Raw genomic sequence first — 13,053 nt, 5'->3', positions numbered from 1 at the left:
AATTGCACTATTAAACCACTTTTGTCTGAATGAGCAAATGAGTCAAGCACAATCTTCCAATTCTAATATCCCTGATACTGATTTCAATTTACTTGAAGATTCTGAGGATGCAGATAACCATACTTCAGAAGCAACTGCAACACGTTTATCGTTGCAATTTCAACTGGATGAAACTTATATCGGGCAACGGATCGACCAGATTGCCGCGATGGTCTGGAGCGATTTTTCCCGAGAAAAATTAAAGCAATGGATCAAAGATGGCAATTTATTGGTGAATGGTCAGCCGGTCAAGCCGAAATTTAAAAGTGATGGTTTTGAAACCCTGACCTTAAATGTCGAGCTTGAAGCACAAACGCGCAGCCTGCCAGAAGACATTCCACTGGACATCATCTATGAAGATGATGACATTATGGTCATCAACAAACCAGTCGGTATGGTGGTACATCCGGGCGCTGGCAATAGTTCTGGCACCTTGGTGAATGCTTTATTGCATCACTATCCGAAATCAGCTGAACTGGCGCGTGCAGGTCTGGTACATCGTATCGATAAAGACACCAGCGGTCTGTTGGTCGTAGCGAAAAATCTGGAAGCACAGTTCTCTCTCAGCAAACAGCTTGAGAAAAAATCAGTGTATCGTCTGTATGATCTGGTGGTATATGGCAATATTATTGCTGGCGGTACCATTGATGAACCGATCAAACGCCATCCGGTGGATCGCGTGAAAATGACTGTGCTTCCGGGCGGTAAAGATGCAGTAACGCATTATAACGTCAAAGAGCGCTTCCAGCATTTCACCCGTGTTCAAGCCCGTCTTGAAACCGGACGTACCCACCAGATTCGTGTGCATTTTAGCTATATCGGCTTTGGCTTGATTGGTGATCAGGTGTATATGCCGCGTGTACGTATGCCGGCAGGTGCATCACAATTATTAGATGATACTTTACGTGGCTTTAAACGTCAGGCCTTGCATGCAGCAAAACTCGGTCTGACCCATCCGCGTAGCAAAGAAGAAATGACCTTTGAAGCGCCGTGGCCGGAAGATTTTGCCAATCTGATTGAAGTGCTGCGCACCGAAAACAAAGCCTATTAATTTTTTTATTTAGCTCGCGTCAAAGCAAGGAATCGAGATGCAATTTGTACCAGGACTTCCACAAGGTGTGTATGTGGGTCAGACCCGCGTTCATCATGCGAAAGTACAGCCATCCATGCAGCCTGAGCTTGCAGGTTTTAATCTGGCCTTGCATGTGCAGGATGATGCGCAGCGGGTACAACAGCATCGTATGGCTTTACTGCAAGATTTCGCTGCCTTTGGCGTAGATAAAATTACCTGGATGACCCAGACGCATAGCACCATCTGTCATAGCATTAATGAACAGATACCCTTTGAGGCATTGGTCGGCGATGGTCTGGTGACGCAGCGCAAAGCGCATGCCCTGATGATGATGACCGCAGACTGTTTGCCGGTGGTGTTAGGTAATGCCGATGGTACGGAAGTTGCCAATTTGCATGCCGGTTGGCGTGGTCTGGCCGGTGGTATTATCGAAAATACCATTGCGGCCATGCAGACTCCGCCGACCTGGGCCTGGCTTGGTGCAGCCATCAGTCAGCCCTGTTTTGAAATTGGCACTGAGGTGAAAGTGGCTTTTTGCAGTAAATATCCTGAACTGGACAGTGCATTTCAGGTGGGCGAGCAGGCGGGTAAATATTATGCCGACCTGTATGCGATTGCGCGTTATATCTTGCGACAACATGGGATACATACCGTATTGGGCGGGGATCAGTGTTCTTATCGTCAGGCGGATGAATATTTTTCTTATCGCCGTGAGCCTAAAATGGGTCGTATGGCGACATTCGTGTTTATGGCATGAAAATGTTAAACTTAACTGAATTTTTTGGCTTTTGAGCATTATGTCCCTATCTTCCAAATCTGTTGCGATTGTTTATCACAGTCCTTATGGACACACGGCTAAAGTGGCAAATTTTATTGCTGATGGTGCACGGGAAACTGGTGTTCAGGTGCATATGATGAATGTCGAACATATTGATTGGGATGTGCTAGATGCCGCAGATGCGATTGTCTTTGGTTGTCCGACCTATATGGGAAGCCTGACCTCTGCCATGAAGCTGTTTATGGAGCAGTCATCCAAGCGCTGGCTGGCGCGTAGCTGGCAGGGCAAACTGGCAGCAGCTTTTACCAATGGTGGCGGACTTAGTGGCGACAAACTGGCAGTGTTGCAGCAAATCAACCTGTTTGCGATGCAGCATGGTATGTTGTGGAGCGGTTTGCCCTTGATGCCGACAGGTCGTGCCGTGACTGATCTGAATCGTATGTCGAGCTTTTTGGGGCTGATGACCCAGTCGGACAATGCACCGGTAGAAGTCACCCCACCTGAAGGGGATTTAAAAACCGCGCTCTGGTTTGGCGAATATATTGCTTTGACACTGGCGCGCTTAAATCATCCAGCTTAGTCAGTGATAAAAAAACCTCCACATGCTGGAGGTTTTTATATTCAAGTATTGATCCATTATTTATGGAAAATTCGCGCTTTATCACGTTGCCAGTCACGGTCTTTTTCAGTGGCACGTTTGTCATGGAGCTGCTTACCTTTGACCAGTGCAATTTCCAGCTTGGCATGCGGGCCTTTCCAGTAACAGGCCAGTGGCACGCAGGAATAACCTTTCTGGTTAATCGCGCCCATCAGCTTTTCAATTTCACGGCGATTCAACAACAGTTTTCGGGTACGGGTCGCTTCAGGCACCACGTGTGTTGAAGCACTCAGCAAAGGCTGAACTTGCGCACCAAACAGGAAAGCTTCACCATTTTTAAAGGTAATATAGCTTTCGACAATGGTCATACGACCGGCACGCATTGATTTGACTTCCCAGCCCTTTAATGACAGCCCCGCTTCAAATTTCTCTTCAATAAAATAATCGTGGCGGGCACGTTTATTCAGTGCAATGGTACCGCCATTATTTTTTTTTACTACAATAGATGCTTTCGCCATAATCTGATACTTCCAAACGTGCTGCTATTGTACCGCAACTAGAAATAAGGTGAAGTTTTTTAAATTAATGAGGATTATTCACCAAAAAAACAAGTTTTTGCTAAAATAAGATTCTACATAACAAACAGAGTACAAATGGATGTCTAAAACTCGTGTGATTTATCCGGGGACTTTTGATCCAATTACCAATGGACATATTGATTTGGTAACCCGCGCAGCGCGAATGTTTGATGAGGTCGTTGTGGCGATTGCCATCGGTCATCATAAAAATCCGGTATTTAGTCTGGAAGAGCGTGTTGCCCTGGCAAAAGAGTCATTGAGTCATTTGGACAATGTTGAATTTGTAGGTTTTGATGGTTTGCTGGTCAATTTCTTTCGTGAACAAAAAGCGACGGCTGTACTGCGTGGTTTGCGTGCAGTGTCCGATTTCGAGTATGAATTTCAGCTGGCCAATATGAACCGTCAGCTTGACTCCCACTTTGAAGCGGTATTTTTAACTCCTTCAGAGCAATATTCTTTTATTTCATCCACTTTGGTGCGTGAAATTGCTCGATTAAGAGGTGATGTGACCAAGTTTGTACCACCAAACGTGGTTGCTGCCTTCGAGCGTAAACTTCAACAAGGTTGGTAGCGTGTCTTTATATATCACCGATGAATGTATTAATTGTGATGTCTGTGAACCTGTATGCCCGAATGAGGCCATTTATATGGGTGAACTCATTTATGAGATTCATCCAGATTTATGTACAGAGTGCGTCGGACATCATGATCAACCGCAATGTCAGCTGTTCTGTCCGGTGGATTGTATTCCACTGGATCCGAACCATGCGGAAACGCAGGAGCAGCTGCAAGCCAAGTATGAAAAACTGACTGCTCAAAAAACATCAAGCAATTAGTCTCGATATTTGGTACTATGCCGCTCGAAGTGAGCCAGACGATCGCTGCTGTGGAGATCTCCGTGATTGAAGCAGGGGAGGAAAGTCCGGGCTTCATAGGGCAAGGTGCCAGGTAACGCCTGGGCGGTGCAAACCGACGGCAAGTGCAGCAGAGAGAAGACCGCCTTCATTATGTTTTCGAGCAATCGGAATCGGAGGTAAGGGTGAAAGGGTGCGGTAAGAGCGCACCGCATGGCTGGTAACAGTTCATGGCGAGGTAAACCCCACCGGAAGCAAGACCAAATAGGAATCCATTAGGCATGGCCCATGCTGGATTCGGGTAGGTCGCTTGAGCGCATGAGTGATTGTGCGCCTAGAGGAATGATCGTTCACGACAGAACCCGGCTTATCGGCTCACTTCAACAAATTTTGATCAAACAGTGCATTATGGGGTTGACGCTCTTTAAAGAAAATCTCATAATGCGCGCACAGTTTAAGGCTATGTAGCTCAGTTGGTTAGAGCACCGCACTCATAATGCGGGGGTCACAAGTTCAAGTCTCGTCATAGCCACCATATTCTGAAAAAACCCACTCCGATTGAGTGGGTTTTTTTATGTCTGATATTTGGTGATGATGTTGGTGGAAAATCTGAAAAGCACTACAATAGTTAAAATAAAACAAATAACAAGAATATGTATGATGATTAAAAATTTAATGCTATCAACTTTAATTTTATTTATGGCTTTGCCTGTTTTTGCTGCAGATTCAATTAAGTCATTTCCTTTTAAAGAAAAAAATATTTCCAAAGCAGAAATAAGATCAATTTGTCAAAAAGTAAAATTTAGTTGTGATGAGCGTGATGCAAAACTTTGGGTAGTTAAAATTGCTGAAGCTGAAAAATATTATTTAATTGATGAAAATTTACAAATTATTCAGCTTTCAAAAAATCTTGGAAAATATCAAATCATTGATTATTGGGATCTAACCACGTATCAACAGGTTTATGCGCTTAAAGAGGATAAGAGTGGTATAGAATTTATATATCCTGCCTTATACCCACTCAATCGGCATAGTTATGCTATTGCCTTAATTCATGGCTGGGTTTCAAATGATGCAGGTGAACAGAATGCACAGTTTATTCAATTACTTCCAAAAGGAAAGACAAAACTGGTCTTCGAGCATTTCCCTTTTTACGAATACCAGAATCGACTTTCCTGCTACAAAGATATGAAAGATAAAAAGAATAATTATTGTGATGATCAGAAGGAGACCGTACTTAAGATCAGCTATAGAGATGTAGGATTGGCTTATTATGAATGGCGTTTAAGTTATTTGAATATAAACTGGCTTAAAAATAATAAAATCGACGAATATAAACAGCGGAGTTTGGTGTTAATCCCTTTTATTCAAGCGCAGTAAAGGCATGTAGCAGTGATCTAACATCATCTGTTTGCAACTGCTCACGCATTTTTAAAAACTGCTTTTCATCTAAGTCATAGAGTTTAAGAGAAAGCAGTTTTTCTATATCTGCTTTAGGAAAACGATATTTAATAATTTTGGCAGGCACGCCACCGACCACTGCGTATGATGGAACGTCTTTGGTGACCACGGCACCTGTTGCCACCACAGCACCTTCGCCAAGCGTTACACCTTGCATAATCATGGCACGTGAGCCAATCCAGCAACCATCGCCAATGAATGTATCGCCAGCAGGCACAAAGCTGCGTGTATCGAAGGGAAAGGCTGAAATCCAGTCGGTACGGTGCAGTTGGTTGCCACCCATCATAATCACGCATTCTGCGCCAAAACAGACGAAATTACCGATATGAAGCTGGTCAATCGGCTTCTCTGGCGTAGAGGGCTTATCATGCAGATAACGCACCACACAACGCTCAAAGCCCTGATCCCAATAGGCCGAATAGTAAGAATAGTTCCCATTAATATGAATATTCGGATTTTTCACCGTTTTAGAGATGAACTCGAACTCACACCAGTGGTTTACAGGGGAATTAATTAACTTTTCGGCCATAAGGGAGATACAAAAATCAAGGAATGAGAAATTATACCTAATCGGCGTCTAAACTGGCTGAATAATCTCGAAAGACAATCCAGCGAGTAGGGATAAAGCAAATGATTAAGTTATAGCAGACTGGATGGGAATACGTGCAATGACTTTAATTTCAAAATCAAAACCCGCTAGCCAGGTCACACCAACAGCCGTCCAGTTTGGGTAAGGCTTTTGATTAAACACTTGCTGCTTAACTTTCATGATACTTTCAAACTGTACTTCTGGGTCAGTGTGAAAAGTCGTCACATCGATAATATCATCAAAGCTACAACCTGCCGCTGCGAGGGTCGCAGCTAAATTTTCAAAAGCACGTTCTACCTGTTTTTCAAAATCAGGTTCGGGGCTGCCATCTTCACGGCTACCGACCTGACCCGAGACAAAGAGCAGATCTTGCGATTTGATTGCAGCCGAATAACCATGCTGTTCATATAGGGCATGGCGGTCTTTAGGAAATATTGCAGTTCTGGTCATGACTATTCTCGTTAAAACCTAGATGAAAAATTATTTTAAAGCGCCGTAAATTTTCACATACGCTTCGTATGTATTAAACATAATTGACATACGATACGTATGTCAATTAAAATTTTTGTGATGATGAGGTAAAGTAATTGATGTCTGTTCGTGAACAAAAAATGGCGGAAACCCGCAAAAAACTGATTGAAGTTGCACGCCGTACATTTGCTGAATATGGCTATGCAGATACCTCAATGGATAAGCTCACGGCAGAAGCGGGGCTGACCCGTGGTGCGCTTTATCATCATTTTGGTGATAAAAAGGGTCTGTTTGCTGCTGTAGTCGATCAGATCGATTCAGAGATGGCGGCATATGCCCAGCAGCATCTGGAACAGCCTGAGGATCTTTGGGAAGGCTTGCTGCTTGAAGGACAGACCTATATTGAACATGCCTTGGATCCGGAGTTTCAGCGTATAGTATTACGTGATGGGCCGGCCGTACTGGGTGATCCGGCACATTGGCCGAGTCAAAACAAATGTTTGCAGTCTACCCGTGAGTGCGTTGAACAGCTCTTGGCAGCAGATCGATTGAAACCTGTATCTCCACAAGCAGCGGCAGTGTTTTTAAATGGTGCAGCCATGAATGCTGCATTATGGGTGGCTTCGAGTGAGTATCCTGCACAGGTACTCCCTGAGGCCTTACATGCGTTCAAGTTACTGGCATCAGGATTCTTGAAATAAGTACCACGATCATCTGTTGAAGTTCGATAGCTAAATATAAAAACCCCTCAAAAGAGGGGCTTTAAATTAAATAACTTTAAATATTAAAGATATTCAACCTTCACAATTTCGTATTCAACTTCACCGTTTGGTGTATTGATTTTCACGTCATCGCCTTCGTTTTTGCCCAAAAGACCACGTGCAATCGGCGAGTTCACAGAAATTTTATTGATCTTAAAATCTGCCTCGTCATCGCCTACAATTTTATAGGTTTTTTGTTCTTCAGTATCCAGGTTTTCAATGGTAACAGTCACACCAAAAACCACACGACCTGATTGTTCCAGTTCTTTTACATCGATGACCTGGCAAGCGCCCAGTTTACCTTCGATGTCCTGAATACGGCCTTCACAGAAACCTTGCTGTTCACGGGCTGCATGATATTCCGCATTTTCTTTTAAGTCGCCATGTTCGCGCGCTTCTGCAATCGAAGCCGTGATACGAGGGCGGTCAACTGTTTTCAGTTGATGTAATTCTTTCTCTAAGGCAATTTTGCCTTCAGGTGTCATAGGATAACGTTGCATGTTGTCCCTCAAAAGTCAGTTGAAAGATATAAAATCTATAAATAAAAAAAAGCCCGCCACCAAGAAGGCAGCGGGACTTCTTGGAAACTTAATTAACCTTTAGTTAGGTCTTGCAAGCGATATACATCCATTGGCAACTTGATTGCTAAAGCTTGGCACACAGCATCAGCACCGTTCAAGGTGGTAGTGTAATACACTTTGCCTTGTAGTGCCGAGCGACGGATCGAGAACGAATCCTGCTGAGCCTGTTTACCTTCAGATGTATTGATAATGAGGTGAATTTCGCCATTTTTCAAGCGGTCCACGATATTAGGACGGCCTTCGGTTACTTTATTCACACGTTCACATGCAATACCCGCTTCAGTAATCACGCTGTATGTGCCACCCGTTGCAAGCAACTTGAAGCCATAGTCTACCAGTTGCTGAGCGATACGCGCGACATGCGGCTTATCTGAATCACGAACAGACAGGAACGCATGTTTTACTTCGCCTTCAGTTGGTTTACCTGGTAAGCGATCGTTCGAGCCTAATACAGCTTTATAGAACGCTTCACCAAATGATTTACCAACACCCATGACTTCGCCAGTCGATTTCATCTCAGGGCCAAGGATTGGGTCAACACCCGGGAATTTGTTGAATGGGAACACCGCTTCTTTTACAGAGAAGTGCTGAGGAATAATCTCTTTAGTGAATCCTTGAGATTCTAGAGATTGACCTGCCATACAACGTGCAGCAACTTTTGCTAAAGACTCACCGATACATTTAGAAACGAACGGTACAGTACGTGATGCACGTGGGTTCACTTCCAGAATGTAAACGTCAGTGCCTTTTACTGCAAACTGAACGTTCATCAAACCGATTACACCCAGTTCTTTTGCCATTGCAACAGTTTGACGGCGCATTTCGTCCTGTACTTCTTGAGAAAGCGAGTAAGGAGGAATCGAACATGCTGAGTCACCAGAGTGGATACCCGCTTGTTCAATGTGCTGCATGATACCGCCAATCACAACGTCTTTGCCGTCAGATACGCAGTCCACGTCAACTTCGATCGCGTCATCAAGGAAGCGGTCAAGAAGAACCGGTGCTTCGTTTGATGCTTGAACTGCATCACGTAAGTAGCGTTTCAATTCGTCATCGTTATAGACGATTTCCATGGCACGACCGCCAAGAACGTATGATGGACGTACAACGAGTGGATAGCCAACTTTCGCTGCTTCAGCCATACCTTCTTCAGCAGATTTTACAATGCTGTTGTTCGGTTGACGAAGTTGCAGACGCTGAATCATTTGCTGGAAGCGTTCACGGTCTTCTGCACGGTCAATCGCGTCTGGAGATGTACCGATAATTGGCGCACCGGCTTCTTCCAAAGCACGAGCCAATTTCAAAGGTGTTTGACCACCGTACTGCACGATAATGCCTTTAGGCTTCTCGATGCGTACGATTTCAAGCACATCTTCCAATGTGATTGGTTCGAAGTACAAACGGTCTGATGTGTCGTAATCTGTAGAAACCGTTTCAGGGTTACAGTTGACCATGATGGTTTCATAACCATCTTCACGCATTGCAAGCGCTGCGTGTACACAGCAGTAATCGAACTCGATGCCTTGACCAATACGGTTAGGCCCGCCACCAATCACCATGATCTTGTCACGCGTTGATGGATTTGCTTCACATTCTTCATCGTAAGTTGAGTACATGTATGCTGTATCAGATTCGAATTCTGCAGCACATGTATCGACACGTTTGTAAACAGGGGTTACGCCCAGGTTCCAACGGTGTTTACGGAATTGTTTTTGTGAAATGCCCATCAAGTCTGCAATACGAAGATCTGATAAACCTTTACGTTTGAAGCTGCGGATGTTGTCCGCGTTCAAATCACCAAAACCTAAAGATTTAATCTGTTCTTCAGTTTTAATGATGTCTTCGATTTGAATCAGGAACCAAGGGTCGATATTGGTTGCAGCAAATACTTCATCAAGTGTAAAGCCGTGACGGAATGCATCACCAATGAACCAGATGCGCTCAGGACCTGGCACTTTAAGTTCTTGAAGAATTTTATCTTTCGCACCTTCAGCACCGATTTCGATTTTTTCATCGAAGCCAGAAGCACCGACTTCAAGACCACGAAGCGCTTTTTGCATAGACTCCTGGAAGTTACGGCCAATGGCCATGACTTCACCGACAGATTTCATCTGAGTCGTCAAAGTTGCATCTGCTTGCGGGAATTTCTCGAAGTTGAAGCGAGGAATTTTCGTTACAACGTAGTCAATCGCAGGTTCGAATGAAGCCGGTGTTGTACCGCCCGTGATGTCATTTTTCAACTCATCAAGGGTATAACCTACAGCCAGTTTCGCCGCGATTTTCGCAATCGGGAAACCCGTTGCTTTAGATGCAAGGGCAGAAGAACGAGAAACACGTGGGTTCATCTCGATCACAACGATACGACCGTCTTTCGGGTTGATACCGAACTGAACGTTTGAACCGCCTGTTTCTACGCCAATTTCACGAAGTACAGCTAAAGATGCATTACGAAGTAACTGGAATTCTTTATCTGTCAGCGTTTGTGCAGGCGCAACAGTGATGGAGTCACCGGTGTGCACGCCCATTGGATCAAAGTTTTCAATGGTACAGACGATGATACAGTTGTCATTTTTGTCACGAACAACTTCCATCTCGTATTCTTTCCAGCCAATTAAAGATTCATCAATCAATAACTGTTTGGTCGGAGAAAGATCGAAACCGCGTTCACAGATTTCAATGAACTCTTCACGGTTATATGCAATACCACCACCTGAGCCACCCATCGTGAATGATGGACGGATAATCACGGGGAAGCCGAAGCGTGCTTGAATAGTTAAAGCTTCTTCCATTGACTCGGCAATATCTGCTTTTGGACATTCAAGACCAATTTTACGCATTGCCTGGTCGAAGAGTTTGCGGTCTTCAGCTTTTTCAATCGCTTCTTTGGTCGCGCCGATCAATTCAACATTGTATTTTTCTAGAATGCCGTGCTCATCAAGGGCAAGGGCACAGTTCAATGCAGTTTGACCGCCCATGGTGGGAAGAACTGCGTCTGGGCGTTCTTTCTCAATAATTTGTGCAACAGTTTGCCAGGTAATCGGTTCGATATACGTTGCGTCTGCCATTGCAGGATCGGTCATGATGGTCGCCGGATTCGAGTTGACCAAAATAACGCGGTAGCCTTCTTCACGAAGGGCTTTACATGCTTGAGCACCTGAGTAGTCAAACTCACATGCCTGACCGATGACAATCGGACCCGCACCAATAATTAAGATGCTTTTAATGTCAGTACGTTTAGCCATGATGCTTCCTTAATTACTTCTTAGATGCTTCGATAAGTTCGATGAAATGATCGAACAATGGTGCGCAGTCATGTGGACCAGGGCTTGCTTCAGGGTGACCCTGGAAGCTGAACGCAGGCTTGTCTGTGCGATGAATACCTTGGTTAGTACCATCAAACAGTGAGCGATGCGTTACACGCAATACATCCGGCAGGTTGCTTTCATCAACTGCGAAGCCGTGGTTTTGAGAAGTAATCATCACTGTACCATTTTCAAGGTTTTGCACAGGATGGTTGGCACCGTGGTGACCGTGAGGCATTTTTAGTGTTTTGGCGCCACTTGCAAGTGCAAGGATCTGGTGACCTAGACAGATACCAAATACTGGAATTTCAGTGGTTTCTACAATTGTTTTTACAGCTTCAATTGCGTAGTCACATGCAGCTGGATCGCCAGGGCCGTTCGACAGGAACACACCATCTGGATTCAGAGCAAGTACGTCAGCAGCAGGAGTTTGCGCAGGCACCACAGTCAGTTTACAACCGCGGTCTGCGAGCATACGTAAGATGTTGGTTTTGACACCGTAATCGTATGCAACAACATGGAATTTAAGTTCAGGTTGAGAGAAACCTTTGCCTAATGCCCAAGAGCCTTCAGTCCACTCAAAGCCCTCAGGATCGCAACATTCTTTTGCCAGGTCTAAACCGTTTAAACCGCTAAAGGCACGTGCTTTTTCAAGCGCTTCTGCTTCAGTGATATTTTCGCCAGCAAGGATACAACCATTTTGCGCACCTTTGTCACGTAGGATACGTGTCAATTTACGCGTGTCGATATCCGCAATTGCCACAACATTGTGTTGTACCAAATATTCAGCTAATGATTGGGTTGAACGGAAGTTACTGTGCAATAAAGGCAGGTCACGAATGATCAATCCGTTGGCCCAAACTTTATGAATACGACCTGATTCAGCGTCTTCTTCATTGCAGCCTGTGTTACCGATATGCGGGTAAGTCAGTGTCACAAGTTGCTGTGCATAACTCGGGTCAGTCAAAATTTCTTGATAGCCAGTCATGGCAGTGTTGAAAACGACTTCACCAGTCGTACTACCCGATGCGCCAATCGAAGTACCTTTAAAGATAGTTCCGTCGGCAAGGGCTAAAATTGCTGGGGTGCTCAAACCAAAGCTCCTGAAATTTAGGCTGTAAAAAAGCGAGAAGACGAAAAAAAAGGAAGGCTAATTTTTAAACCTACCCTCCTATGTCTGCTCGCTTGAACTTAACACGGCATTATACGCAGAATGATGCTTGAAGTCCAATGGCTTTACAGCGAAAGTATAAGATAAATGCCTTGCTTTTTGAGTGGAAGTCTGTTTTGTGAGCAGGGTGAAAAAATGTAAGCAATTAATAATTGTCAGACAAATCAAATCTTAAATTTTATCAAGTCTACTACTATAGCTCAGTCAATATAAAAATAGGAACAAGACAAATGACTACAGCATCAAAATCTACCCAATCCCAAAAAGCCAGCCCGAGCGTCGTGGCAGAAACTGCCGAGAAGCTTGAAAAAGTAGCAGTAGAGGCGAAAGATCAAGCACTTGAAAGCATCGAAGAAAGTAAAGAAAAGCTTGAAGTTGAAGCCAAGCAATTGACCGATACCGTACAGGAACAATTGCGCCAATTTAAGCAGGAGGTGTTGCAGCGAATTGACACTTTAAAGGAGCAGATCTTCGGTTCACAAAAAGAATTAACTGAATTGAAGAGCTTTATCAAAACAGAATTCAATGCAGTGATCGAAGACTTGTCCAGTCTGGGCAAGGAACTGAAAGAGGATGTCAGTCAAATTTCGACCAAACATAAAGAGCATTTGACCGATACCTTAAAACGTTCTAAAGACAGCACCATTGAAGTGCTGAAAAAAGTCAAGCCGGTAGTGAAAGCAGAAAGTTCAGACAAAAAGCCTGAGCTGAAAAGTTAAGCTGCGTTGAAAGGCTGCTCTTTAAAAGGAGAACAATCACATGTTCTCCTTTGTCTTTATGTAGCAAAACGGACTCACA

14 protein-coding genes, 1 tRNA gene and 1 other RNA gene are annotated in these 13,053 nt (G+C 44.3%); 10 read left to right on the top strand and 6 right to left on the bottom strand.

Going from position 1 to position 13,053, the window contains the following annotated elements; all coding sequences use genetic code 11:
* Nucleotides 1–37 precede the first annotated feature (37 nt).
* From rluD to FTU42_RS03895, 3 genes are read left to right on the top strand one after another with little or no spacing between them, the layout of a single operon-like run.
* Nucleotides 38–1,090: a 23S rRNA pseudouridine(1911/1915/1917) synthase RluD gene (gene rluD / locus FTU42_RS03905; RefSeq protein WP_180075395.1), complete on the top strand. Its 1,053-nt coding sequence runs from the start codon at nt 38–40 to the stop codon at nt 1,088–1,090.
* Between the two features lie 37 nt (nt 1,091–1,127).
* Nucleotides 1,128–1,868: a peptidoglycan editing factor PgeF gene (gene pgeF, locus FTU42_RS03900; protein WP_180075396.1), complete on the top strand. Its 741-nt coding sequence runs from the start codon at nt 1,128–1,130 to the stop codon at nt 1,866–1,868.
* Nucleotides 1,869–1,908: 40 nt separating this feature from the next.
* On the top strand, nt 1,909–2,469 hold the full coding sequence (locus FTU42_RS03895; protein ID WP_005097730.1) for a flavodoxin family protein: 561 nt from the start codon (nt 1,909–1,911) through the stop codon (nt 2,467–2,469).
* A gap of 56 nt (nt 2,470–2,525) precedes the next feature.
* On the opposite strand, the gene smpB is transcribed toward FTU42_RS03895, so the two are convergent.
* Entirely contained in the window at nt 2,526–3,005 is a 480-nt protein-coding gene (gene smpB, locus FTU42_RS03890; protein WP_004280586.1) for an SsrA-binding protein SmpB, read from the bottom strand.
* A gap of 139 nt (nt 3,006–3,144) precedes the next feature.
* Here smpB and coaD point away from each other — a divergent pair, with 139 nt between their 5' ends.
* The 5 genes from coaD to FTU42_RS03865 all read left to right on the top strand — a co-directional run bounded on the left by coaD (nt 3,145) and on the right by FTU42_RS03865 (nt 5,299).
* Complete coding sequence (coaD, locus tag FTU42_RS03885) at nt 3,145–3,636, top strand: pantetheine-phosphate adenylyltransferase (protein ID WP_004280585.1); 492 nt, start codon at nt 3,145–3,147, stop codon at nt 3,634–3,636.
* A 1-nt stretch (nt 3,637) separates the two neighbouring features.
* Nucleotides 3,638–3,901, top strand: a complete 264-nt coding sequence (locus tag FTU42_RS03880) for a YfhL family 4Fe-4S dicluster ferredoxin (protein WP_005097729.1) — start codon at nt 3,638–3,640, stop codon at nt 3,899–3,901.
* A 26-nt stretch (nt 3,902–3,927) separates the two neighbouring features.
* Nucleotides 3,928–4,305, top strand: an RNA gene (gene rnpB / locus FTU42_RS03875) — RNase P RNA component class A.
* A 72-nt stretch (nt 4,306–4,377) separates the two neighbouring features.
* Nucleotides 4,378–4,454, top strand: a tRNA-Met gene (locus tag FTU42_RS03870).
* 122 nt (nt 4,455–4,576) lie between these two features.
* The gene (locus tag FTU42_RS03865; RefSeq protein ID WP_180083056.1) at nt 4,577–5,299 is read left to right on the top strand and encodes a hypothetical protein; all 723 of its coding nucleotides are present in this window, start codon (nt 4,577–4,579) and stop codon (nt 5,297–5,299) included.
* On the opposite strand, the gene FTU42_RS03860 is transcribed toward FTU42_RS03865, so the two are convergent.
* Nucleotides 5,283–5,909, bottom strand: coding sequence for a CatB-related O-acetyltransferase (locus FTU42_RS03860; protein ID WP_005169858.1), 627 nt, complete (start codon nt 5,907–5,909; stop codon nt 5,283–5,285). The genes FTU42_RS03865 and FTU42_RS03860 overlap by 17 nt on opposite strands.
* A gap of 105 nt (nt 5,910–6,014) precedes the next feature.
* The gene (locus FTU42_RS03855; protein WP_005169859.1) at nt 6,015–6,419 is read right to left on the bottom strand and encodes a RidA family protein; all 405 of its coding nucleotides are present in this window, start codon (nt 6,417–6,419) and stop codon (nt 6,015–6,017) included.
* Between the two features lie 140 nt (nt 6,420–6,559).
* Here FTU42_RS03855 and FTU42_RS03850 point away from each other — a divergent pair, with 140 nt between their 5' ends.
* The gene (locus FTU42_RS03850; protein WP_159138242.1) at nt 6,560–7,141 is read left to right on the top strand and encodes a TetR/AcrR family transcriptional regulator; all 582 of its coding nucleotides are present in this window, start codon (nt 6,560–6,562) and stop codon (nt 7,139–7,141) included.
* Between the two features lie 83 nt (nt 7,142–7,224).
* Here the strand turns inward: FTU42_RS03850 and greA are convergent, their stop codons facing one another.
* From greA to carA, 3 genes are all read right to left on the bottom strand, one after another.
* Nucleotides 7,225–7,701: a transcription elongation factor GreA gene (greA, locus tag FTU42_RS03845; RefSeq protein ID WP_180075255.1), complete on the bottom strand. Its 477-nt coding sequence runs from the start codon at nt 7,699–7,701 to the stop codon at nt 7,225–7,227.
* A 92-nt stretch (nt 7,702–7,793) separates the two neighbouring features.
* The gene (gene carB, locus FTU42_RS03840) at nt 7,794–11,024 is read right to left on the bottom strand and encodes a carbamoyl-phosphate synthase large subunit (protein ID WP_005097722.1); all 3,231 of its coding nucleotides are present in this window, start codon (nt 11,022–11,024) and stop codon (nt 7,794–7,796) included.
* 13 nt (nt 11,025–11,037) lie between these two features.
* The gene (gene carA, locus FTU42_RS03835) at nt 11,038–12,177 is read right to left on the bottom strand and encodes a glutamine-hydrolyzing carbamoyl-phosphate synthase small subunit (RefSeq protein WP_005097721.1); all 1,140 of its coding nucleotides are present in this window, start codon (nt 12,175–12,177) and stop codon (nt 11,038–11,040) included.
* A 308-nt stretch (nt 12,178–12,485) separates the two neighbouring features.
* On the opposite strand from carA, the gene FTU42_RS03830 reads away from it, so the two are divergent.
* Nucleotides 12,486–12,974, top strand: a complete 489-nt coding sequence (locus FTU42_RS03830; RefSeq protein ID WP_005097720.1) for a hypothetical protein — start codon at nt 12,486–12,488, stop codon at nt 12,972–12,974.
* The last annotated feature ends 79 nt before the right edge of the window (nt 12,975–13,053 follow it).

The organism is Acinetobacter sp. YH12102, assembly GCF_013419125.1.
Lineage (GTDB): Bacteria > Pseudomonadota > Gammaproteobacteria > Pseudomonadales > Moraxellaceae > Acinetobacter > Acinetobacter pseudolwoffii.
The sequence above is the reverse complement of the archived record's forward strand: the minus strand, read 5'-3'. Positions and strand labels throughout refer to the sequence as shown.

Excerpts from the sequence above, each read along its gene's own strand:
- FTU42_RS03865 (WP_180083056.1), top strand. The coding sequence starts at position 4,577 with ATGATGATTAAAAATTTAATGCTATCAACTTTAATTTTATTTATGGCT.
- smpB (WP_004280586.1), bottom strand. The coding sequence starts at position 3,005 with ATGGCGAAAGCATCTATTGTAGTAAAAAAAAATAATGGCGGTACCATT.
- carB (WP_005097722.1), bottom strand. The coding sequence starts at position 11,024 with ATGGCTAAACGTACTGACATTAAAAGCATCTTAATTATTGGTGCGGGT.
- FTU42_RS03855 (WP_005169859.1), bottom strand. The coding sequence starts at position 6,419 with ATGACCAGAACTGCAATATTTCCTAAAGACCGCCATGCCCTATATGAA.
- FTU42_RS03895 (WP_005097730.1), top strand. The coding sequence starts at position 1,909 with ATGTCCCTATCTTCCAAATCTGTTGCGATTGTTTATCACAGTCCTTAT.
- FTU42_RS03830 (WP_005097720.1), top strand. The coding sequence starts at position 12,486 with ATGACTACAGCATCAAAATCTACCCAATCCCAAAAAGCCAGCCCGAGC.
- FTU42_RS03850 (WP_159138242.1), top strand. The coding sequence starts at position 6,560 with ATGTCTGTTCGTGAACAAAAAATGGCGGAAACCCGCAAAAAACTGATT.
- rluD (WP_180075395.1), top strand. The coding sequence starts at position 38 with ATGAGTCAAGCACAATCTTCCAATTCTAATATCCCTGATACTGATTTC.
- FTU42_RS03860 (WP_005169858.1), bottom strand. The coding sequence starts at position 5,909 with ATGGCCGAAAAGTTAATTAATTCCCCTGTAAACCACTGGTGTGAGTTC.
- coaD (WP_004280585.1), top strand. The coding sequence starts at position 3,145 with ATGTCTAAAACTCGTGTGATTTATCCGGGGACTTTTGATCCAATTACC.
- pgeF (WP_180075396.1), top strand. The coding sequence starts at position 1,128 with ATGCAATTTGTACCAGGACTTCCACAAGGTGTGTATGTGGGTCAGACC.
- greA (WP_180075255.1), bottom strand. The coding sequence starts at position 7,701 with ATGCAACGTTATCCTATGACACCTGAAGGCAAAATTGCCTTAGAGAAA.